Annotated in this window: 22 protein-coding genes; 6 read left to right on the forward strand and 16 right to left on the reverse strand. The window is 46.1% G+C overall.

The window, feature by feature from the left end:
• Window positions 1-81: 81 nt before the first annotated feature.
• Window positions 82-1,578: a DEAD/DEAH box helicase gene (locus ABDW33_RS10705; protein ID WP_343690053.1), complete on the reverse strand. Its 1,497-nt coding sequence runs from the start codon at window positions 1,576-1,578 to the stop codon at window positions 82-84.
• A gap of 172 nt (window positions 1,579-1,750) precedes the next feature.
• Window positions 1,751-2,152 carry a hypothetical protein gene (locus ABDW33_RS10710; protein ID WP_343690054.1) on the reverse strand — a complete coding sequence of 134 codons (402 nt, stop codon included), beginning with the start codon at window positions 2,150-2,152 and terminating at the stop codon, window positions 1,751-1,753.
• 41 nt (window positions 2,153-2,193) lie between these two features.
• Here ABDW33_RS10710 and ABDW33_RS10715 point away from each other — a divergent pair, with 41 nt between their 5' ends.
• Window positions 2,194-2,442, forward strand: a complete 249-nt coding sequence (locus tag ABDW33_RS10715) for a hypothetical protein (RefSeq protein WP_343690055.1) — start codon at window positions 2,194-2,196, stop codon at window positions 2,440-2,442.
• 26 nt (window positions 2,443-2,468) lie between these two features.
• On the opposite strand, the gene ABDW33_RS10720 is transcribed toward ABDW33_RS10715, so the two are convergent.
• The 5 genes from ABDW33_RS10720 to ABDW33_RS10740 form a co-directional block, all read right to left on the reverse strand.
• The gene (locus ABDW33_RS10720; protein WP_343690056.1) at window positions 2,469-3,185 is read right to left on the reverse strand and encodes a CHAD domain-containing protein; all 717 of its coding nucleotides are present in this window, start codon (window positions 3,183-3,185) and stop codon (window positions 2,469-2,471) included.
• Window positions 3,186-3,262: 77 nt separating this feature from the next.
• Window positions 3,263-3,877 (reverse strand): hypothetical protein, encoded by a 615-nt coding sequence (locus ABDW33_RS10725; RefSeq protein ID WP_343690057.1) that lies wholly within the window; start codon window positions 3,875-3,877, stop codon window positions 3,263-3,265.
• A gap of 16 nt (window positions 3,878-3,893) precedes the next feature.
• Window positions 3,894-4,283 carry a RidA family protein gene (locus ABDW33_RS10730; RefSeq protein WP_343690058.1) on the reverse strand — a complete coding sequence of 130 codons (390 nt, stop codon included), beginning with the start codon at window positions 4,281-4,283 and terminating at the stop codon, window positions 3,894-3,896.
• Between the two features lie 69 nt (window positions 4,284-4,352).
• Entirely contained in the window at window positions 4,353-4,910 is a 558-nt protein-coding gene (locus ABDW33_RS10735; RefSeq protein WP_343690059.1) for a Crp/Fnr family transcriptional regulator, read from the reverse strand.
• Window positions 4,911-4,991: 81 nt separating this feature from the next.
• On the reverse strand, window positions 4,992-5,816 hold the full coding sequence (locus tag ABDW33_RS10740) for an enoyl-CoA hydratase/isomerase family protein (RefSeq protein WP_343690060.1): 825 nt from the start codon (window positions 5,814-5,816) through the stop codon (window positions 4,992-4,994).
• A gap of 57 nt (window positions 5,817-5,873) precedes the next feature.
• Between ABDW33_RS10740 and ABDW33_RS10745 the strand changes: the two genes are divergently transcribed.
• Entirely contained in the window at window positions 5,874-6,479 is a 606-nt protein-coding gene (locus tag ABDW33_RS10745) for a Crp/Fnr family transcriptional regulator (RefSeq protein ID WP_343690061.1), read from the forward strand.
• Between the two features lie 81 nt (window positions 6,480-6,560).
• Window positions 6,561-7,442 (forward strand): alpha/beta fold hydrolase, encoded by an 882-nt coding sequence (locus ABDW33_RS10750; RefSeq protein WP_343690062.1) that lies wholly within the window; start codon window positions 6,561-6,563, stop codon window positions 7,440-7,442.
• Between the two features lie 32 nt (window positions 7,443-7,474).
• Here the strand turns inward: ABDW33_RS10750 and ABDW33_RS10755 are convergent, their stop codons facing one another.
• The 3 genes from ABDW33_RS10755 to ABDW33_RS10765 form a co-directional block, all read right to left on the reverse strand.
• The gene (locus ABDW33_RS10755; RefSeq protein ID WP_343690063.1) at window positions 7,475-9,142 is read right to left on the reverse strand and encodes a beta-xylosidase; all 1,668 of its coding nucleotides are present in this window, start codon (window positions 9,140-9,142) and stop codon (window positions 7,475-7,477) included.
• Between the two features lie 86 nt (window positions 9,143-9,228).
• Window positions 9,229-10,128: a helix-turn-helix domain-containing protein gene (locus ABDW33_RS10760; RefSeq protein ID WP_343690064.1), complete on the reverse strand. Its 900-nt coding sequence runs from the start codon at window positions 10,126-10,128 to the stop codon at window positions 9,229-9,231.
• A gap of 3 nt (window positions 10,129-10,131) precedes the next feature.
• Window positions 10,132-10,932, reverse strand: a complete 801-nt coding sequence (locus ABDW33_RS10765) for an SDR family oxidoreductase (RefSeq protein ID WP_343690065.1) — start codon at window positions 10,930-10,932, stop codon at window positions 10,132-10,134.
• Between the two features lie 237 nt (window positions 10,933-11,169).
• Here ABDW33_RS10765 and ABDW33_RS10770 point away from each other — a divergent pair, with 237 nt between their 5' ends.
• Window positions 11,170-12,468, forward strand: coding sequence for an alpha-L-fucosidase (locus tag ABDW33_RS10770; protein ID WP_343690066.1), 1,299 nt, complete (start codon window positions 11,170-11,172; stop codon window positions 12,466-12,468).
• A 17-nt stretch (window positions 12,469-12,485) separates the two neighbouring features.
• Here ABDW33_RS10770 and ABDW33_RS10775 read toward each other — a convergent pair whose 3' ends face one another.
• On the reverse strand, window positions 12,486-13,367 hold the full coding sequence (locus ABDW33_RS10775) for a helix-turn-helix domain-containing protein (protein WP_343690067.1): 882 nt from the start codon (window positions 13,365-13,367) through the stop codon (window positions 12,486-12,488).
• 25 nt (window positions 13,368-13,392) lie between these two features.
• Window positions 13,393-14,322: an MBL fold metallo-hydrolase gene (locus tag ABDW33_RS10780; protein WP_343690068.1), complete on the reverse strand. Its 930-nt coding sequence runs from the start codon at window positions 14,320-14,322 to the stop codon at window positions 13,393-13,395.
• Window positions 14,323-14,446: 124 nt separating this feature from the next.
• Between ABDW33_RS10780 and ABDW33_RS10785 the strand changes: the two genes are divergently transcribed.
• Window positions 14,447-14,842: a helix-turn-helix domain-containing protein gene (locus tag ABDW33_RS10785; RefSeq protein WP_343690069.1), complete on the forward strand. Its 396-nt coding sequence runs from the start codon at window positions 14,447-14,449 to the stop codon at window positions 14,840-14,842.
• Window positions 14,843-15,221: 379 nt separating this feature from the next.
• Here ABDW33_RS10785 and ABDW33_RS10790 read toward each other — a convergent pair whose 3' ends face one another.
• The 4 genes from ABDW33_RS10790 to ABDW33_RS10805 form a co-directional block, all read right to left on the reverse strand.
• The gene (locus ABDW33_RS10790) at window positions 15,222-15,740 is read right to left on the reverse strand and encodes a hypothetical protein (RefSeq protein WP_343690070.1); all 519 of its coding nucleotides are present in this window, start codon (window positions 15,738-15,740) and stop codon (window positions 15,222-15,224) included.
• 52 nt (window positions 15,741-15,792) lie between these two features.
• Window positions 15,793-16,551, reverse strand: coding sequence for a helix-turn-helix transcriptional regulator (locus tag ABDW33_RS10795; protein WP_343690076.1), 759 nt, complete (start codon window positions 16,549-16,551; stop codon window positions 15,793-15,795).
• Window positions 16,552-16,559: 8 nt separating this feature from the next.
• On the reverse strand, window positions 16,560-17,312 hold the full coding sequence (locus tag ABDW33_RS10800; protein ID WP_343690071.1) for a hypothetical protein: 753 nt from the start codon (window positions 17,310-17,312) through the stop codon (window positions 16,560-16,562).
• A gap of 62 nt (window positions 17,313-17,374) precedes the next feature.
• Window positions 17,375-19,717 carry a TonB-dependent receptor gene (locus ABDW33_RS10805; protein WP_343690072.1) on the reverse strand — a complete coding sequence of 781 codons (2,343 nt, stop codon included), beginning with the start codon at window positions 19,715-19,717 and terminating at the stop codon, window positions 17,375-17,377.
• A gap of 109 nt (window positions 19,718-19,826) precedes the next feature.
• Between ABDW33_RS10805 and ABDW33_RS10810 the strand changes: the two genes are divergently transcribed.
• Window positions 19,827-21,182 (forward strand): HAMP domain-containing sensor histidine kinase (locus ABDW33_RS10810; RefSeq protein WP_343690073.1); only part of this gene is annotated, 1,356 nt, incomplete at its 3' end.

Here is a 21,182-nt window from a genome sequence, read left to right on the forward strand (position 1 = left end):
CGATAGTCATGGGGATTTTTTATTGTTGAATAGACTGTTTTAACAGTGGCGCTTATGTTTTACGCGTTTTTATAAACAGCCTTAAGCTGCCTTTGGCTTCCCTTTTTGCATAATTTTCTGGATCAGTGTTTTCAACCTTTCCTTATAATCTGCTACCAGCCAGTCTGTATAATTTCTTGTTACTTTTCCCAGGCACTTACCATATTGCTTCACTCTCCACTGGATCTCATGATCTAACAGCTCAGATAACTCCAACGCCTGTGAAATTGAATCACTATTTTCGATACACATGATCGCATGCTGCCTGATGGCGTCTCTGATCACTGTCAATGGTTTCTGTCCTGCATCTACTGCCCGCTGATGCGCCTCCTGTATATCAAATGATAACTGCAATGTATTCGGAAATTTCGAACGCAGGTCTGAAGGTATTACTCTTGCCTCTGTTGTGGAGAGGGAATGCATACTCTCTATATAAGCTTCCGGCCTTTCGAAAATCAGTTGCCAGTCCATCGGCGCCTGCCAGTCACCAAAGCGATCCATATTGTTGCCCAGGTCTATGATGGTGAAGTTTTTCTTTTTAGGTAAACTGCGCGACCCACGCCCGATCATCTGGTGATACAAGGTCAATGAAGTGGTCGCCCGGTTTAGGATGACTGTTTGTATAGTGGGTTCGTCAAAGCCTGTTGTAAGGATCGAGACTGATGTCAATATCGCTCCTTTTGTCTTTTTAAACCACTTCAGGATCTCTTCCCTTTCCGCCGGGGAATGCCGGTTATCTAAATGACGGATAAGGTACCCTGCATCCTGAAACATCTTACACACATTTCTCGAAGTGAAGATCCCGTTGTTGAATATTAACGTCTTTTTATTTTTTGAATGCGTTTCATAGGCGTGCAGCAGCAATTCCAACATCGCTTTGGAGGAGTATAGCTCATCGGATGTACTAATGGTAAAATCGCCATAGATACCCGTTTTGAGTGAATTCAGTTCTACATCATATCGCCAGCTCACCGGCTTAGCCAGATAGCCTTGTTTGATCAGACCGCTGATACTCTCCCCGATAATCAGCTCCTGGTAGGTCTTGTTCATCGGCAGGTCTGCGTTAGAACTCAGGGGTGTCGCTGTTACGCCTACCACAATTGCACGCGGGAATTTATTCAGCAGTTTTTGAAATGCATTGTGATGTGCTTCGTCTATTATCACTAATCCAACATTGGACGGATTGATAATTCCCTGTTTTAACCGGTTCCGCAATGTCTCTACCATCGCCACATAACAGGCATGTTCTTCCCTTTTACGCAATTGTTTGACGGTGCTATTGATCACTTTATTCTTAATACCTATCCTGGTAAGCGTAGCCGCTGTTTGTTTACATAGTTCTGTCCGGTGGGTTAACACCATCACCTGTCTATGGAAGTTCCCGACATACCACTTTGCTATCTCCGAAAAGATCCTTGTCTTGCCACCACCTGTTGGTAATTGATATAGGATCCTGTAACCCTTGGATGCATGCGTGAGTTTATCAAATAGAATATTGAGGTCGCGCTCCTGGTAAGGGTATAAGCTATCGTTTCCCATAATTAAATCTTACTGTTAGTTGTTGATGTATATCAAACCTGGGGCCAATGGTGAGACCGGTGGCTACAGTGATACGTAGGGCCACGACTGGTTGGGAATAAATGTAGTCATTGAGTGGATATAGGGAACAGGTCTATTGGCCAAGATCCGGTATAATGGCCCGGCATAGTTTTTACACCATTTTTAATCGCTTTCTTACTACAGTTTTTCTCTTTTTAAGGGAGCTGATGAATGGTTCTTCCAATAGAGGAAGTCCTTTTACATCCAGTATTTTAAGAGAGCGACCCAATGCTAAATTGATCTTTGCAATTTTCTTATTTGCTTTTACCCAGGCGTTCCGGTTGGCCAGTATAGCTTCTTTGTTTTGCCTGATGGTACTGTCAATTAGCTGTAGTTCTTTTTTATAATTTTTTAGTTTTCTATAGAGTACCAGCATCCTGCTGATCACACGTCTGTCGTCAGGTACCTGGTTGTGTAGTCGCTGATAAATTGTAATCGCCTGCCCGGGCTCATCATTTTGCTCGAGTGTACGGGCTTGTTCAAATAAACGGGCATCAATGGTCTTCCTTTTCATAAAAGGAATACTACAACAGATATACCATTAAAACGAGTGTTATGAACGAAGCATTGTTGAAATTGTTAGACAAATCTTATGCGCCTTCTCAATTGGTTGAAACAACTTATCAGAAATATGATCTGGCCTTTAAAACGGATGAAGAAGGGTTACCTATCCTGTTATTTATGGGTACAAAAGATAAGGAAGGAAAAATCAGGGGAGAAAGATATGCACGCAGAATTGTTCGTGATGAAGCGGGGAAGATTGTAAAGAGCCACTGGGATCATAAAGGGAAAGCCACGCCGTGAACCAATCAGCATGATCAATTTTGTGGTCACGCTATTGTTTTTAGTTCCCTGGCTAACTGGCTTTTCATTCTTTTCTTTTCCTTGAGCAGTACTTGTTCTTTGTGTCGCAGATAGCGGGCTTCTTTTTTATCTGCATGGGCAGGCCAGTATTTTCTCAACAGGCGAAGTGCGTTTCGGCGGTCCTGAAAAGCGCCTAGTTTGTCCTGTATGGCAGTGCCATGTAACTGTTGGTTATTGGATAGCTCTTTGATAGATTTCCTGATTGCGTGCAGATCATCATCACTAAAGGACTCCGGTTGCAGCATCTGCTGCATAGCCGCAGTCTTTTTTTGCAGATAGCGTTGGTAAGTTTTATGGCTGAAATCGCTTTTTATTCTGGCCAGCGTTTTCCTCTTTGCTTTTGCGACTAGTTTTTTAGAAAGATGTTTGTCCAGTTCCTGCCTGGATTGCTCTGCCTGCTTGTGGAGGATTTTGCAGTAAGTGGGTAATTTCCGGGCATCAGTTTTTATATACTCTTCCTGTAATTGCAGGTCCCGGAGGACACCGGTATGGTGATAAAAGTCTTTCAGTTTCCGGGGAATACCGGGCACATGAATCATGTGCAGAAAGGCTTTTAATTTCTTATAGTTGGTTCTGAATGTATGGATTACTTCAGCATCGTATGCAGGAGGCATCTGTCGGCTCTTTTTATCGAGCCGACGATAATACCGGCCAATGATTTTTAGCACACGTTTCTTTTTCATATTAATTAATTATATAAAAAAACATGCCGATCTGAAAGGATGGTGATACAATGATCACCGTCATGCTGCCATACAACTTACTTCAGTCTTTTTGCACCTGCCGGGACTTTTCCCGCCTTAAATTCCTCCCGTTGTTTTTTGTCTGCCAGGTCCATATTAAAATTCTCCCATTCCCCTTTTTCATTCAGCACGGCACAATTCCATTCGCCATCGGCATCATCAGGGAATTGCCACAGGATATGATACCCTTCTTCATTGGTAAAGCCTTCTTCATCTGCCTGCAGAATGCCATTTACCAGTTCCCAGATCAGGCCCTGTGTAGTGGTAATGATATGATAGTTCTCCGCTTCCATACCGATGGGGAGCAGTTCAATCGCATATATTACTTTCACTTGGTCAAAGAAGTTATTCAGCCATTTTGCTGCAGATAAAGGCTGGAATTCCAGGATACTTTGTTTGAATTCATCCAGTTCTTCCCTGCCGATACCTTCGTTAGTTACTGGATTTCTTTCTACGGTGGCCAGCAGTTTCCCCTTTTCATTTTTCAGTTCAAAGGCTGTCCATTTATCGGGCTTCTCATTTTTAGGTACCCCAAATTGAGCCGACAGCGCTTCTGCGTCCAGCTCTTCTGAAATATCGTCGAGATGAATGTCCGGGTCTTGTGTGCCCAGGATACGGATGTAGTAACTCATGGGTACAAAATTAGGATTATTTTACTACTGTCGCTTCCAGTTCTACCTGCAATGTTTCGAAAAGGGATTTTACTTCAAACAGGGTAGTTGCCTGCCGGATGCCATGTTTTGCGATCCACTCCTGCAGCAGGGGGAAGTGAGGCCATAACGCTGCTGTGGAGGTTGTATAGATATTGAGCCGCACAATGCCTTTGCATTCGTAACCAGCTGTACTGATGACTTCTTCCAGATTGGAGATAGCATGGAGCAACTGGCTCTTCATGTCCTCATTGCTGGAACGGCCGTCCGGGAATACGGCTGCCTGTCCTGCACAATAAAGGGTACTGGTTGCGTTCTTTACTTCTACTGCCTGGGAATAACTACGTTCGTCCTGCCAGGTCCAGGGGTTGATATTTCTTGTTTCCATGAAGGCAAAGCTCCGGATAAGCAGGGAATTACCCCCTTGACGTACCTCACTATTATACTGTGATGTATATCACACCAGTCGGCTCAGGGTTTCCCTGGATACACCCAGATAAGCTGCCAGCAGGCTTTTAGGTACACGTTGTAATAATGAAGGGTATTGTTTGAGTAACTGCTCATACCGTTCTTTGGCATTGGATGTGAGCAGGGAGAGGATGCGGCGCTGTGCGGCCAGAAAGCCGAAGTTGGATTTCTGCAGGAAGAAGTGTTCAATTTTAGGGAACTCCGCACAAAGCTTTTTGTAATTTTCGAAGGAGAAACAATAGACTTCGGTATCTTCTAAACACTGTAAAGACATAGTAGCGGCAGACTGTGTATAGTATGCATAGTAATCACTCTCCCACCAGTCTTCCATGGCAAATGATACAATATGGTCTTTCCCGTTATCATCGTTGTACACCAGTTTTAACAAGCCGGAAATGACGAGATAACAATATTTTACCTCATCACCTTCCTGTACAAGATATTGGTGTTTTTTATACTTCCTGGTAGTGAAGTGGGTGCTCACGAAAGTAAATTCTTCGTCTGTGAGCGGGAGGATCTTTTCAATATGGTCCCTGAGGAATTGCATATGTTAAAGATAAGGCCATTTTGGTCAAATGCTTGCAGCGTTACTGTAGGCAACGCTGCAAGCATTTGGGAAGACGATCAATTATAATTTGTAGATTATTCCTTCCAGGTCTTTTTCCCCTTCTCTTGTCTGCGCCCCTGCTTCCAAGGCCGCTATAGTTTTGGCGATTGTCTCCGGCCTGGTGAAAAGGCTCATGCATTGCTGGTTTTCTATGGTCAATCCTTCATAGATGTCTCCATGGGCGGCATTGACAGCTTTCACTGCTGCTGTCGCTACGTCTGCAGGCAGTTTGGCGATGCGGGTAGCCAGGGTATTGACGTAATTATATAATTCGGCCTGTGGTAATGCACGGTTGACGATCCCATATTTTTCTGCCCGGTTACCATCCTGTAATTCTCCGCCAAGGATTATCTCCAATGCTCTTGCCCTGCCTATTAAACGGGGCAGGTATTGGGTACCGCCACCGCCAGGGATGATGCCCATTGAGGCCTCTGGTAGTGCCAGGCGGGCTTTCTCCAGTGAGGCGAAGCGCATATCGCAGGCAAGGGCGAGTTCAAGTCCTCCGCCACGTACATAGCCGTCAATGATTGCAATGGTAGCCTGTGGCAGTTGGCGGATCTGTTCATGTAGCTGTTGCATAGGGTTGATAGGTGCCTGTAGCATTTCAGGAGTCGCGAGCTCGGCAAAGGAAGCGGGATTTACGACGTAATTCATATCTCCATGGGCGATAAAGTAGTCGGGATCTGCGCTTTGAAACACGATGACCTGTACTGTCTTATCTTCCTGCATAGCCGCTACAAATTGTGCCAGCGAAGCCATAAGGGAAGCATCCAGCACATTCAGCGGAGGGTTATTGATTGAGGCAAAAGCTACTCCATTTCTGATGTCTACATTGAGTTTATCCATGATTGCTTAATTTTATGAGGCAAAGGTCTTCCTCCAGGGAAGGGAAAAAAAAGTCATTTGACGCAAAATTTTTCTGATAAGATGTTTAGTGCACTGGCGGCATATTTTAGTGAGAAGATTCACCTGACTCCACAGGAACTGGAGTTGATGGAGCAACATTGCTATTACAAAAAACTGAAGAAGAAGGAGTTGCTCCTGCAGGAGGGAGAGGTCTGCCGGTTTAGCGCATTTGTGGTGAGTGGGTGTTTACGATCTTATAGATTGGATGATTGGGGAAATGAACACACTTTTAAATTTGTGATTAAGGACTGGTGGATTGTGGATAATGAGAGTTATAGTAACGGAACGCCTGCCCAGTTTAATATCCAGGCATTGGAGGATAGTGAGTTGATCGTGCTGCCGAAGGAATCGTTCCTGTTGTTGCTGGAGCAGATCCCGCAATTGAAGCCTTTGGTGGACCGGTTGCAATCGAATAGCTATAATGCCAGTCAGCAACGGATTTATAAACAGATCAGTGCCTCGCCGGAGGAGCGGTACCAGGCATTTGTCAATACTTATCCGGATATATTTAACAGGGTCCCCCTGCATATGCTGGCTTCATACCTGGGTATTTCGCGAGAGACCCTGACCCGGATCAGGAGTCATTTTGCAAAAAGTAAGTAAGGTTTGAATATCTTAATAATTGGTTTGATTGTTATTATTTGAGCGTGCATTTTCAACGGAGCTTTGCATAAAAAGAAGCTCATGGAAAAAGTCATTTCAGTCAGTCCTGTTGTGCTGTCAGCACCAGGGCGCGGTTTAGATTTACAGGTTCGTATTTCAGCGCCTTTAACAGGTAGCCAGCTCCCGGTTATCTTATTTGCACACGGTTATGGTAATTCATTAGATGGATATGCACCACTCGTTAATTATTGGGCAGCGCGTGGTTTTGTGGTAATACAGCCCAGTTTCCTGGATTCCAGGAGAATAGGTCTGAGTGCTGATGATCCCAGAACTCCAGATATCTGGAAGATCCGTGTAGCAGATATGAAGCAGGTATTGGATCAACTGAATGATATTGTCAGCGTGGTACCTGGATTAACGGAACGTGTAGATACCAGTCGTATTGCGGCAGTGGGGCATTCCTTCGGTGCACAGACGGCAGGTTTGTTATTAGGTATGCGGGTGATAGGTGAAGATGCGGATATGAGTGATGAACGTATTCAGGCAGGTATTTTATTGACCGCTGCTGGTAATGGGGGAAAAGATCTGAGCCCGTTTGCGGCGGAACATTTTCCTTTTATGAATCCTGATTTTAGCGCGATGAAGAAGCCTATATTGGTAGTTGCCGGCGATAAGGATATTTCACCATTGACGGTGCGTGGTTGGGATTGGTTTACAGACCCCTATACCATGAGCCCGGGGCCTAAGTCGCTGCTGACATTGTATGGAGGAGAACATTTGCTCGGCGGGATTTCTGGTTACCTGGTGACGGAGACTTCAGATGAAAATCCTGAACGAGTGGCGGCGGTACAGTTGTTAACATGGGCGTACCTGCGCAGTACGTTTTACCCGGAAGATCGTGCCTGGGAGCAGGCGTCGAAGGAATTGACACAAGGGAAGGTGGAGAATAAAGGAGATCTGTAATGATCTCCTTTATTTATATCCTGTAAAATAGTTTACTCGTAAGTAACTTTGATGAGTGATACTGCCTGTCTGGGTAGACTTATATTCAACTTATACACACCATTTGTTATTTTGATTTTTTCAGGGGCTTTTAATAGTGCCAGCTGACCTGATTGCTCCAATGTTTTATACTGTGTAGGTGTTGGTGCTGCAGGGGATCCCATTTTCTTCCATACTTCGTAAGAGTTGCTGTGTTCCTGGTCTATGCGATAATGATGTAACACTGCTTTTTTACCAGGTAAGTTTTGAAGTGTGAGGGTAACAGTGGATGTGCCTGTGGTAATGTCATCATCATGATAGTTCCAGAGCAATACCGTTACAGCCTTGTCAGATGCTGCTGCGAGGGCGTTGACATCAGTTCGCTCTCCCCGGACACCATTGGCCATGATAGACTGCGCATCGTAAGCCAGATCGCCGCTAATCGTTAACCTGTTCCCACTCATCATCCCCATCATACGGAATACATTCAATACGGGTTTATCTACACCATTTGTTGCTAATTCCCTGAATCCATAAAACCAGGGTTGGTTTTCGAATTCAAAAGACCAGTTCACTGCCCCAATGATGTTCGTACCATAGGTGTCATTCAGCTCAATGATACGGGCGATGGATGCTGCCGTGTAACTGGAGTACATGGTCCCGTTTCTATAAGCATTCTGCGGATCTGTTTTCATACCACACGCCGCACAGCCTTCCGGGTCAGATTCACCGATGATGATCGGTATGTTTTTTAATTCAGGGAAAGAGGAGATGATCTTTAAATGCCGGTTCACGTCTTTCAACTGGTTATTCATGCCCATGCGTACCCGGTTATTGGTAAAGACAGGAGCGCCTTTTGCATGAAAGGCGAGGAAGTCCAGTGGGGCACCGATTTGTCCGGTGGCTTCATTTTTTTCTCTCAGGCAATGTGTGATAAACCTGCGCATGAATTCACCTGCACCACCTGTGGCATGCGGGCCACCGATCCTTGCTGCAGGCAGGGCTCTTTTTACCGCGGCGGAGGCGTAGTCGTACATTTTACAGTAAGTTGGTATCTTATCGTCTACCATTAAATAGTAGCCGTCTGCTTCGTTCCAGAGCTCCCAGTACCAGCTTTCTACTTCTGCTTTGCCATAGCGATCCACACAATGTTTTACCCATTGATAGATCAGCTCTTCCCATTTATTATAGTCTTTGGGTGGGTATGCCCAGCCTGTACAGATCTCTTTGTAATCACGGCCGGGTTGCCAGTAATGCCGGTAAGGAGTCGGATGTGTGGATAGTGCTTCCGGCATAAAACCGATCTGTGCCAGCGGTTTCATTTTCCGGTTGATGTAGGTGTCGAAGATAGAATCAACGATCCTCCAGTTATAAATGGGATGGCCATTGGCATCTTCTGTATACATATTGGTAGAACCCCATTTCAGGGCAGCTTCGCCATCACCTGTATTCATGAGGTTATGTGCCCGTACATATACCGGAACGGGGCTAAGTGCTGCCAGTTCGGAGAGGAGTTTTTTCCCATCTTTCATATAGGTATAATTGGGCTCATCATAGCCAAACCATGCCCAGATAGGGGTAAGCGGGCCTTTTTCCTGTTTGAGGTCTACCTGAATGGCTACCTGGCCAGAGGTGGCGATTGTATACAGGCAACAAATAGTTAGCAGTAGTTTGCATTTCATTGAACGTGGGCGATTCGCTTTTGGTAACTCACACGAATACTGTAGACAAGATACACAAACTCCTGCTCTCAGTCAATGGGGATGATCTATTCATACATGGATTGTCTAAAGGCCAATGGACTTTGCTGCGTCTTTGCTTTAAAGAACTTACTAAAAGACTGTGAATGTTCAAAACCTAATTCATAAGCGATCTCACTTACCGACAACTCCGATGTAGACAATTTCTCTTTTGCTTTTTCTATTACCTTTTCATGTATATGTTGCTGTGCGGTCATGCCGGTCAGTTGCTTCAGCATGTCACTAAAGTATTTAGCTGACAGGTGTAATTGCTCCGCAAAGTATCCGACTGTCGGTAGCCCCAGATGGGGACTCTGATTAGAAAAGAACGCTTCCAGCAATGTTTCGAATGTAGACAGCAAGTTATTATTCAGCGGTTTCCTTGTAATAAACTGCCTGTCATAAAAGCGATGACTATATGTTAATAACAGGTCTAACTGCGCTATTAATACGTCCTGGCTAAATTTATCAATGGGTCTGTTGAGCTCCTGCCTGATTTTCCTGAACAGTTCCTCTATATCCCGCTCTTCATCTGCAGATAAAATTAATGCTTCATTTACTTCGTAATGAAAGAAATCATATTGCCTGATCTTCTTTGCCAGTTCAGTACCCTGTAGGAGGTCGGGGTGTACCATCAGGCACCATCCTTCTTTAGGCAATGAAAAGTCTTTATTCACGCCCAACACCTGGTTGGGGGCTGTAAATCCCATCACGCCTTCGTCAAAATCATAATTGGTCTGTCCGTATTGTGATTTACAGTCACAATTATATTTGATCGTTACGACGTAATAGCTCAGGGTAAACCGCAGGTGCTCATCTATTTCTATTGCCGGCATTTCATGAAACTGGTATACCCCGATCAGTGGATGCTTCGGCTTGCCCAGGTTGCAGGCGGCGTAATATTGAGTAATGCTTTTGATATGTAACATACCCTACTTTATCTCTAAGTTCAGATTTTTCCGCATCATATTCCCCCACATTTTTAGCCCTGGTTTTAAAGGAATCCATCCAACCAATATTTTCATCACCTTGTTCTGAAAACCGCTGATGGTCATCATGGATTTTTTCTTCACGCCTTTCATTGCAGCGGCCACTACCTGTTCCGGTGTTTCCAGTTTTTTGCTGGAATAGGTACGTTTTCTATCACTTAATTTAGCGGCGTCAAAGAAGCCAGTCTCTGTTGCACCCGGACAAAGCAGCATAGTGTGAATGTTGTACAGCCTGTTTTCTTCCCAGAGGGCCCGGGTGAAGTACATGACGAACCCTTTTGTGGCAGCATATATATTCATATAGGGGATGGCATTGAAGCCTGCCATCGAACCTACATTGATGATCGTACCGCTTTTCCGCGCACGCATTTCGGGCAGGAACTGGTAGGTCAATGCGACTATGGCATTCATGTTCAGGTGCATCATATGGCGGTATTCATCCATTGTATATTCCAGCAGGTCGCCGCCACTACCAATACCTGCATTGTTGATCAGCCAGTCTACCTGAAGTTTTTTCTGTTGTACTTCCCGGGCGATGATGGCATCGCTCCCGGTCTGCGCAAGGTCAATAGCCAGGTAATGTGCGGTGATGCTGTGTTGCTGACTCAATTGCTCGCTGAGTGCCTTTAGTTTTTGACCAGATCTTGCTATGAGCAATAGATGATGACCTTCTTTGGCCAGCTGCCGGGCGAATGCTTCGCCGATACCGCCGGAAGCGCCTGTAATAAGTGTTACTTTCATCATACAAAGGTGAGGTGACAGCAGGTGGAGAAAGTAGCCGAAAGGCGGCAAGATGTAGTCGATTTACTTTTTTGGTGCAACGCTATGAATGGGAACATCGCTGCGCGATGCGCAATTAAAGGGAAGCAGTCATGTGGTCATGCCTGTACAACAGGGGCGAAACAATGTTCTTTGCAGCATATAAATATTGTAGGATAAAGGCGCAAAAATGGGTAAGTTTATAGAAATTAGGAAATCGTTATGAAGAGGTTGTCAGTCATATTGATGCTCATTACTTTATCCCGTATACCAGCATTTTCCCAACAGGTGCTGCCTTCCAAAGACCAGATAGCCTGGGCCGATGCCGAGATAGGTGTAATTATTCACCTGGATATTAACATCTTTGCCCCCGAATCGTTTGATTATAAAAAGAAAGAAACACTACCTCCCCTATCGGTTTTTAATCCCACCAAACTCAGTACAGATCAATGGATTAGGACTGCAAAGGCGGCGGGTGCGAAGTATGCTGTACTCACGGTGAAGCATGGTACCGGTTTCTGTCTCTGGCCTTCTGCTGTGAATGATTACAATGTTGGACATACCCCTTTTAAGAAAGACATTCTGGCGGCTTTTATTGCATCCTGTAAAAAGTATGGGGTACGCCCGGGATTGTATTATAATACAAATACCAACACGTATTATGGTACGCATGATGAAGTGTATAATAACGCCGTACTGGCACAACTCAATGAGATATGGAGTCAATATGGGCCTATGTTCGAAATCTGGTTTGATGGGGGATTGCAAAATGGACTGGAGGCGGCAGTGGTCAAAATGATCCGTGAAAAACAACCACAGGCCATCCTCTTTCAGGGACCATTACAAGCTGGTAATACCATTCGCTGGATTGGGAATGAAGATGGTTTTGCTGCTTATCCGCAATGGAGCAGGGCAAATGAAACAACATCTGCTGATGGTGCTGTAAAAATAGATGGATTGCATGGTGATCCGGATGGTAAATACTGGTGCCCGGGAGAATCTGATTTTCCTATTCGCAGAAATGATGCCTGGAATGGCGGTTGGTTGTGGAGGGCCGGCGAAGACAAATCGCTCTTTTCTGTGGGTGAACTGGTGGACAAATATTATAAAAGCGTAGGCCGGAATACCAATATGCTGGTGGGGATGGTGGTAGATACCAGTGGACTTATACCCCGGGCAGACTCTCTTGTGTTTGATAGTCTCGGACAACGTTTAAAGCACATTTTCGCTGCTCCGTTGGCAGTGCGTAAGCATATCACCCAATCTATTACAACGTTGAAAAATAAGAGCGGGAAAGCTGCCAGCCAGGTGGTAATTATGGAAGACCTGACTTATGGGGAGAATATCCTGGAGTACAGTTTACAGGTATTAGTGGGAGAAAAATGGAAAGAAGTGGCGAAAGGAGAATCTGTAGGACACAAACGTATCCAGGCATTCCCGCCTGTGAATGGTGAGGAATGGCGATTGATGATCACAGGGAATGCTGGTCCGCTGCACATCAGAGAGGTAGCACTGTACTGATTTCTTTGTTATGATTTTCAAACCTTACTGGCCCTGACTGCATTTGGGGTGGTGCCGGTGATCCTTTTGAAATAGTTATTGAAATAGGTAGGATATTCAAAGCCCAGACCATAAGCAATATCAGCTACGCTCCAGTCGGTATGGTGGAGTAAAGCCCTGGCTTCGGCAATGATCCTTTCGGCTATGAGTACGGAAGTCGGCTTGCCGGTGACTGCTTTTACTGTACGGTTCAGGTAATTGGTATGTACAGATAGAGATTGTGCGAAATCTTGAGCAGTACGCAGTTTGAGTGGTGCTGAGGGGGCGTCGATGGGAAATTGTTTTTCCAAAAGTTCCAGGAAGGAGCGGGTGACACGGGTAGCGGCATTGTGTTCTCTCAGGTCCTGGTTGACTGGCCGGATCTGAAGGGCTTCGTGAATAATGAGTTCAATACAGTTACGAAACAGGTCGTCTCTGTGGTCATAATCGCTGTGATAAACGGCCAGCAATTTTTTGTAAATACCGGTGAGAAAGGCTACCTGGTCTGCATTAAGTGGCAGCACAGGCGACTCGGCAGACCTGAAGAGGGGTGAGTTGTGTACCAGCTCTGTCATTTCCCTGCCAGCTATAAAATCTTCTGTAAAGGCGCAACCATAGCCGGAGCGTTGCAGGGAGCGGGGGATGATCGTATGCAATACATTCGGATTGGCGAAAAAGAGGTAAGTGCCATCTATATCCACGGTTTTGTCTCCGAATTTGAGCACGAAATCCCCCGTTACCATTACTATTTTATAAAAATCTCTCCTGGCTTGCACCTCAGCGGCCGGTACAATGTCAGTTATTTCATGCACTTTGAATCCTTTCGATTTCAGATCCGCCCCCATACAGGTGGGGATGCTGGAGATAGTTTGCCTTGCCATCCGGCAAAGTTAAGAAAATCAAACCTTATTGACCATTACCCAGTGTACTGTAACTGATCGGGAACCAGGTGTAACCCTTGCCCTGGGGCCTGAGGTGGCCGATACCGGGAAAAGAGATGTGGTCAGCGGCCAGCCAGTAACCCCTGGCGGCTGCATCTTTGAATGTTTTTTGCCTTTGTACTGCGGCGGTTTTTTCATCTACGTCAAAGTTGATGGTCACGGCAGGATCTGGTAATTGCACACTGGCAGCATGTATCATATCGCCGATGAATAGCATTTTTTCGCCTTTGCTTTCCAGTAAGTAGCAGGTATGACCAGGTGTATGGCCGTGGGCATCGAGCGCGGTGATACCCGGCAGTATTTGTGTACCATATTCAAATGTTTTCACCTTACCGGCTTTTAGATAAGGGCCTACTTTATCTGCCGCTTCCTTGAACCACCTGGCTAAGCGGGGTGTCTGGTTCTTTTCATTCATCCAGAAATCTACTTCTGGTTTGCTGATGTAAATGGTCGCATTGGGGAAGACCATTTTATCGTTGAGCATGAGACCTCCGGTATGATCTGTGTGGATGTGCGTAATGAGAATAACATCGATCTGTTCCGGTGTCATGCCTATTTTGCGCAGGCTTTCCGGCAGGTGTCCGAGTGTAGGGCCGTACAATTCAGCGGCACCTGCATCGATGAGCACGTTTTTGCCATTGACCTTTAGCAGGTAGGCGTTCACAGAGGCTTCTTCTGTGGGTGTCTGGAAGCTGAGTGTTGTTAAGCTGTCAATTTCCCGGTGAGAGACATGGGTGAGAATATCGTGCAGGTGAATTGGCACCGTGCCATCGGATAATGCAGTGATGTTGTAATCTCCCAGCCGGACGCGGTAGTACCCGGGTTGATCCATTTGTGATTGTGCGGAGAGTGATTGCCAGCCTGCGAGTAAAAAGAATAGCAACATTTGTTTCATGATGATCTGTTTTGAAGGCAAAATTCCGGTGATACGTCCTGGAAGTCAAGTACGCAGCAGATTATGACATAGGCATAAATTTATGCGTATGGCGGGGTGCGGGCAGGTGATGTATATTTGTAGTATGTACGCGCATAAAATACCAAAGGATCTTACTTGCGGAATGGCGATGACGATGGAGATCATCGGCAATAAGTGGAAGCCTTGCCTGCTGTATAGCATCAGGAGGGGTGTGAACCGGCCCGGACAATTGCAGCAGGCGAATCCCAAAGCATCCAGGCAGGTGTTGAATCAGCAGTTAAAAGAGTTGGAGGCACATGGCATTATCCGGAAGGTGGTGCATGCGCAGTTGCCTCCAAAGGTGGAGTATTTCCTGACGGAGTTGGGGGAGTCATTGATCCCGGTGCTGGATGCGATGACTGCGTGGGGGGATATGATGATCGCTGATGTGCAGCGGGAGTCAGCGGAATTGCTGGTGAAGCAGGGGGTGAAAGCGGAGGCGGTGTTGCAGGAACCGTAGGCGCAGGCGGTGTTGCGAGTGTAGGAGAAGCTACAGGTGATGCAGAAGCCGCAAGCGCAGGCGGTGTTGCAAGTGTAGGAGGAGCTACAGTTGATGCAGAAGCCGTAGGCGCAGGTGGTGTTGCAAGTGTAGGAGGAGCGACAGGTGATGCAGAAGCCGCAAGCGCAGGCGGTGTCGCGAGTGTAGGAGGAGCTACGGTGATGCAGGAACCGCCGGCGCAAGCAGCATTGCGAGTGTAGGAGGAGCTACAGTGATGCAGGAACCGCAAGCGAAGGCGGTGTTGCGAGTGTGGTGGCAGCGACAGGTGATACAGCAGCCGTAGGCGCAGGCAGCATTGCGAGTGTAGCAGCAGCTACTGGTGATGCAGCAGCCGTAGGGTTTACGGGGCTGCAGGGGCAAAAGCAGTTGTGGTGCCTGCGGCAGGTTCAGCAGACGGGGAAGGTGCGGCAGGTATTGGAAGTGCAGCAGACGTTGTGGGTGATGCAGGAATTGCCGGTATTGCTGTTGCATCAGGTGCAAAAATCTGAGGTATGCCTTTCGGAATTTCCCTGATTTCGACGCTCCCTCCATATTTTAGAATAGGACAGGCTTTGGCCAGTTCAGTTGCCTCATCTATGTTTTCTGCACGCAGCAGGATGCTGCTTACTTGTTTCATATTTTCTTTTTCTATGCTACCTGATGCAATGATCCTGCTTTCTCCCGGATAGGCGAAGCTGGTGATGTAATGGCCAGTGGCTTTCCAGTCGGCAATCGCTTTTTCCCACTGTGGATTGACGGATATAGCGAGTGCTGTAGTGTACGTGTTGGGCACTTTTACAAGTACGATAAATGCTTTCATGGGTGATGTGTTTTTTGTGGTGCCGGCAAAGAGCAGCAATGCGATGAGTAAATGTTTCATGCAACAAAGATGCGATGATGCGGATCAGGGAAATTGTAAAAAATCATTGATTTTACCATTGCGGAGGAGACTTGAAGAAACCGGAAGGTGTGAGTCCTGTGAATTGTTTAAACGCTTTGTTGAAGTGTGCCTGATCGAAATAACCGGCATCCAGTGCAAGGTGGGTGAGGTCTTTGGGTACGGGCGAATGTACGATTGCCTGCATGCGAACGAGGGTCGCGAATTGTTTGGGGCTTGTGCCGATCACTTTCCTGAAGCGTTTTTCAAAAGCATCCTGACTAATATAAAGAGAGGAGGCTAGTTGTGTGATAGATAGTTGGCCGTGGTGGTGCCTGATTGCCTGGGTAGCGGTTAAAATGAGTGGGTCAGTGGTCGTGTTTTTTAGTTGGGCGAGCAGGAAGGTTTCTACGATCCGGATGCAGGCATTGTAATGGGGTGCTTCGCCGAGTTCATCTTCCAGTGCATTGACCAGGTCCTTATTGATAAATTGTTCCAGGGATATACTTTCGTTGAAGAACGCGTTTGCCGGCGGCTGAAAAAAGGAATTAATGGTGCCTTCTTTAAAAAGGATGAGCAGATTGGCTGTGCCTGCATGATATTGAATGAGACGAGGTGTTTTTCTCAGGCCGGAAAGCAGGTATGCAGGCAACGATTCATTTTGTGTACTGATATTACCTTTCAATCGTAAGGCGAGTACGGGTGCTATTCCGGGCAGTACCCTATTCACAATAAGTTCTTCACACTCGATGATGCGATACCCATCGATGTAAGGCTGTAAAGCTGTTGACGGTATGTAATTGTGAATTTTGATACCGGAAGTTACTGACTTTTGCCGGAAGTTATGCGCTTGTTTTCTTCATTGGCAATGAATTGCAGGATCGCTCCTGCGTCTTTAAAATCAGTTACATGTTTGTCAAGCTGGTACCTGCGATGAATGAATTTTATCATCTTTCTTTTTATCCCTGCTTCTCTTACCCATTCGCCTTTGTATATCCTGATTGTATCGACTCCATTTGTCAATAATATCAGTCTGGGCATTGTGATACGATCGGTATAATTGGATAACTCATGGTTATCGATTTCACTGAGATCATATATAGCGATCGGACCTGTCCGCAAATCCCGCCGCAGAAAGACTTCGTTATGGTAGCTGATATAGGTAGTTGTATCTCCCAGGTGGTAAGGTAGCGGAAGTTGCATGGAGACGGAGTCTACCTGTGTTGTCCGCATCTCCCGGTAGATCTCCGGATCGTGGATGTTTCTTCTATCGATTGCTGACCAGGGAATGGTGACCTGTTCTATCAATGGACGGTGTGAGATGTTATGCCCTCTCGAGTAAGTAATATATGAACGGATCCAGGTATTGCCAGTTAACTGATTGCCATTTTTCAGGTATACTCTTCCTTCGCTCACAGGGAAGTTCCTGTCATTGACCTGGAGCGGCCCCACCTTTTTCCCGATTGTACTTTGCCCTCTAATTTTTCTGGGAAGCAGATAGGGATTCGGCCAACGCACCGTTGTAACATAGCAACCGGATAGTACGAATATACATATTGCTAACAGCCATTTCATAAGTTAAAGGTAATGTAGAAAAGGCGGGCACAACATTAAAGTTCGATTAAAAAGAAACGTGCTTATTGGGCACGTTTCTTTTCTTCTTCGCTGGCGGTGTTCCTGCTTCTGGCTGCCTTTATATCTTTGCCGATACGGTAGCTGAAACTCAGGGTTGCCAGTCTCGATTCATTTTTATGATAGAAGAAACTTTGCTGATCAAGATAGTTGATATTGACACGGTAGGTGAATGCATTGAAGATATCGTTGGCAGTAAGACGAACCGTACCTTTTCCTTTCATCACGTTTGCTTTCACGCCCAGATCAATTTCACTCAGTGATTGATAGTGGTAGATATTCTGGATGCCGGGACCGAAAAATTGTGCAGTGATTTCTGCTGCAATGCCATGCTTTTTATTGATCGTAAAAGCCTGGTTCAACCTGGCATCATAGCTGAACATTTTGAGATTGTAATGACCTTGTAAATAGGCAGATTTTTCCTGTTGGTAATAACCGCCTGCATCTACATTGATCTCCCACCAGTTTGCCGGATGAAAAACTGCAGCCGCACGCAGGCCTGCGGAGACGCTAAGGCCCAGGTTTTCGTGGGTGATATAATAGTTCTTCGTCGCGTTGTCCTGTACGGTCACGTTCGTGAAGATATTGCTGATAGAAGTATAGTTCGCCGTGATGGTATAATTTTCTTTGTAAGTGTATCCTAGTTCTACGTTATGTACAAAGGCAGGTTGCAGGGATGGGTTGCCTACATAGTAATTGTAGGGAGAGGAATAATGTCTCGCGGGGTTCATGCGGGCATATTCCGGCCTGTCGATGCGGTAGCCGTAGGTAAATTGTAGTTGGTTGTCATCATTGAGTTTGTATTGCAGGAAGACGGTTGGAAACAGTTTGAAGTAACTCCGTTTGTTCAAAGAATCCAGGGTGAAGGAGTAACCGCGGGTATGGGTGTTTTCAGCGCGTAAGCCACCTTGTACCGTCAGTTTGTTGAACGTGCCGGAGATACTTGTGTACAGGGCCGTGGTGTTTTCTGTGTATTCAAAGTGATTGCTTTTGTCCGGCATGAGTACATCACTTTGTATAAAAGTGAATTTATTGTCGCTTTGAATGCTGCTGTATTTAAAGCCGGAAGTCAGGTTCCATTTGCCTAGTGTATAGGCATAGTCTGTCTTGCCGGAGAAGATATTGATATGTTGTGTAGTGGGGGTATAGATCTGATAAGGGGCGGAAGAAGAGGAAATGGTATTGACATGTGCATAACTGCTGGTTTCGTAGGGAGCATAGTCCAGGTCGATATTTAAACTACGTTTGCCACTGTCCAGTTTCAGGCTGTAGTTCACATTGTAGGTGTAGCCGCTACCACCTTTTTTGTCGGTGGAGTTGGTTTGCAGGGTGGAGTCGAGAGTAGATTTATCAGTGCTGAATATGCGGGTAGGGATGCTGCCTTCGCTATAGCCGGTGCGGTTGTTGCCGGTAACGAGTACTCCCAGGATCTGGTTGTCAGTAAGCTGGTAGTCAACACCGAGCCGGTAATTATGTGTGTTTGACTGCAGGATGTTGTGATCGGTTGTTTTCCAATAGGAGTCACCGAAGTTGATATCAGTTCTGTTATCCATGTAGGTATGTTTATGGCCATAGCCATAGTTGCCATATACGTTCAGTTTATCCCTGCGGTAGTTGAAGGTGGCGCTACCATTGTAAGAGCTGTAAATTCCCTGTATATAGCTACCGTTAAGTGTGAGGTTGACGCCTTGCTTCTTTACTTTTTTAGTGACGATATTGATGACTGCACCGCCCTGGGCTTCAAAACTGGCAGGTGGATTGGTGAGTACTTCTATTTTGGTGATCATGGAGGAGGGAATGCCCTGCAGGTAGTTGACAAGGTCATCGCCGGAGAGGTGGAGTGGTTTACCATCCATGTATACTTCAACGCCTTTGCGGTAGGCAGAGAGTGCGTTGTCTGAATTGACGGTGACACCGGGGGCTTTGGTCAGGGCTTCCCAGGAGGTGCCTCCATTGGCAATGATACTGTTTTCCACATTGAAGACAACCCGGTCAGTTTTGCGTTCGATGACTGGTTTTGCGGCGGAGACGGTGACGCCCTGGAGTTGCTTATGATCGGATTGCAGGGTAATGGTAATGGAGTCAGCAGGAAGCAGTAGTTCCTGGGTATAAGATTGGTACCCCATAGACATGGCGGCAAGGGTATAATTGCCTTTGGTGATGCCTTTAAGGGTAAAATGGCCAAGGTCGGTAATCGCGGTGGCGATATATTTATTTTGCTGGCTAAGGGTAATGGTTACGCCATCGAGCAAATGACCTTCGGCATCGGTGACAGTGCCGTTGATATTGGACTGTGCGACTGCAAACATAGGCAGTATTGTCAGGAGGAGTAGGTAGATTGTTTTCATGCAACAAACGTACTCCGAGTTGAAATTAAGGCCGGTTAAACTAGGTTAAATAAGGTTAAATCGTATTTTCGGTGCGTTTGTACAATGAAAAACTACCCATCTTTGTAACATGAAATGGTTTTCCAATAAATATGCTTATCCTTTGGTAGTGCTGGCGATGATTGTCAGTGTCGGGTTGCAGGTGGTGTGGCTGCGGCAGTTGTATCGTTCGCAAAAGGTGCAGGTGAAGCGGGATCTTGACCAGGTGGTAGACCAGGTGGTGAAGAGTAGTAATTACCTGAGTATGTTGCCGGGGAATGAGGGGAATGATAACTTCCTGCATTTCTTTCAGTCGCCGGAATGGTTGCAGTTTAAGGAGGCGTATAGCAGGATGAGGGGCCATAAGGTGATGAGCCGGTTTGAGTCGGATGTGAAGGGGGATAGTTCAGTGGTAGATATTAGTATCAGGATTCCGAATAAGACGTATGAGCGGAAGCGGCATAAGGTACAGCGTGTTTTTGAGCACGGAGAGACGATGGAAGAGCAGTTGCATTTAGATTCGGTGGAGTATGCCCGGTTGGACAGCCTGGTGGATCAGGAGTTGTTGAAGAATCATATTAAAGTGAATTACTTCATCGCGAAGTATGATTGGGAGAATGGAGGGATTCTGAATGGGTATACAGTGGGTAAGGTGCGTAATGCGGACTATCATAGTGAGCAGTATAGTTATAATATCCGGTTGTATAATAATTTCCAGTTGGTGGTGCCGTCGTTGCAGGGGATTGTATTTTACCGGATGCGGTATTATTTGTTGTCTTCCTGTTTGATGTTGTTGTTGACGGGGGCGGCATTTTATTTTGTGTTGAGGTTGATGAAGCATCAGCAGGTGTATGCGCAGGCAAGGATTGCGTTTACGAGCAATATGACGCATGAGTTGAAGACGCCGGTGGCAGTGATGGAGGCGGCGCTGGATGCGATTACGAGGTACCAGTTGACGAATGATCCGGAGAAGTTGTTGCAGTATGTCAATATCAGCAGGACGGAATTGCACCGGTTGAATATGATGATAGAGAAGGTGTTGAACCTGGATGAAGTGGATAGTGGCGAGGTGCGGTTGCGGTCGGAGTTATATGATGTGCAGCAGGGATTGGAGCAGGTGGTGACGTCGATGCAGTTGCAGCATAAGTCGGCGGGGATACATTATCATCCTTCGGATGAGCCTTGTTTCCTGGATGGAGATCCGGTGCATCTGACGAATGTGTTTTATAATCTGATAGATAATGCGTTGAAATATGGGGGAAAGGAGGTGCAGGTGGATGTGAGTTGTCATTGTACGGAGGATAATATTATAATCAGTGTGAAGGACAATGGGCCGGGGATTTCGAAGATTTATCATGAGCGGATTTTTGAAAGGTTTTTCAGGGTGCAGGACAATGTGAATGTGCATAATGTGAAGGGGTCTGGATTGGGGTTGAATTATGTGAAG

Origin of the sequence: Chitinophaga sp. (assembly GCF_039596155.1) — a bacterium.
Lineage (GTDB): Bacteria > Bacteroidota > Bacteroidia > Chitinophagales > Chitinophagaceae > Chitinophaga.

Excerpts from the sequence above, each read along its gene's own strand:
- ABDW33_RS10735 (WP_343690059.1), bottom strand. The coding sequence starts at position 4,910 with ATGCAATTCCTCAGGGACCATATTGAAAAGATCCTCCCGCTCACAGAC.
- ABDW33_RS10720 (WP_343690056.1), bottom strand. The coding sequence starts at position 3,185 with ATGAAAAAGAAACGTGTGCTAAAAATCATTGGCCGGTATTATCGTCGG.
- ABDW33_RS10710 (WP_343690054.1), bottom strand. The coding sequence starts at position 2,152 with ATGAAAAGGAAGACCATTGATGCCCGTTTATTTGAACAAGCCCGTACA.
- ABDW33_RS10800 (WP_343690071.1), bottom strand. The coding sequence starts at position 17,312 with ATGAAATGGCTGTTAGCAATATGTATATTCGTACTATCCGGTTGCTAT.
- ABDW33_RS10740 (WP_343690060.1), bottom strand. The coding sequence starts at position 5,816 with ATGGATAAACTCAATGTAGACATCAGAAATGGAGTAGCTTTTGCCTCA.
- ABDW33_RS10755 (WP_343690063.1), bottom strand. The coding sequence starts at position 9,142 with ATGAAATGCAAACTACTGCTAACTATTTGTTGCCTGTATACAATCGCC.
- ABDW33_RS10760 (WP_343690064.1), bottom strand. The coding sequence starts at position 10,128 with ATGTTACATATCAAAAGCATTACTCAATATTACGCCGCCTGCAACCTG.
- ABDW33_RS10780 (WP_343690068.1), bottom strand. The coding sequence starts at position 14,322 with ATGAAACAAATGTTGCTATTCTTTTTACTCGCAGGCTGGCAATCACTC.
- ABDW33_RS10765 (WP_343690065.1), bottom strand. The coding sequence starts at position 10,932 with ATGATGAAAGTAACACTTATTACAGGCGCTTCCGGCGGTATCGGCGAA.
- ABDW33_RS10770 (WP_343690066.1), top strand. The coding sequence starts at position 11,170 with ATGAAGAGGTTGTCAGTCATATTGATGCTCATTACTTTATCCCGTATA.
- ABDW33_RS10805 (WP_343690072.1), bottom strand. The coding sequence starts at position 19,717 with ATGAAAACAATCTACCTACTCCTCCTGACAATACTGCCTATGTTTGCA.
- ABDW33_RS10705 (WP_343690053.1), bottom strand. The coding sequence starts at position 1,578 with ATGGGAAACGATAGCTTATACCCTTACCAGGAGCGCGACCTCAATATT.
- ABDW33_RS10790 (WP_343690070.1), bottom strand. The coding sequence starts at position 15,740 with ATGAAACATTTACTCATCGCATTGCTGCTCTTTGCCGGCACCACAAAA.
- ABDW33_RS10785 (WP_343690069.1), top strand. The coding sequence starts at position 14,447 with ATGTACGCGCATAAAATACCAAAGGATCTTACTTGCGGAATGGCGATG.
- ABDW33_RS10715 (WP_343690055.1), top strand. The coding sequence starts at position 2,194 with ATGAACGAAGCATTGTTGAAATTGTTAGACAAATCTTATGCGCCTTCT.
- ABDW33_RS10750 (WP_343690062.1), top strand. The coding sequence starts at position 6,561 with ATGGAAAAAGTCATTTCAGTCAGTCCTGTTGTGCTGTCAGCACCAGGG.
- ABDW33_RS10725 (WP_343690057.1), bottom strand. The coding sequence starts at position 3,877 with ATGAGTTACTACATCCGTATCCTGGGCACACAAGACCCGGACATTCAT.
- ABDW33_RS10730 (WP_343690058.1), bottom strand. The coding sequence starts at position 4,283 with ATGGAAACAAGAAATATCAACCCCTGGACCTGGCAGGACGAACGTAGT.
- ABDW33_RS10775 (WP_343690067.1), bottom strand. The coding sequence starts at position 13,367 with ATGGCAAGGCAAACTATCTCCAGCATCCCCACCTGTATGGGGGCGGAT.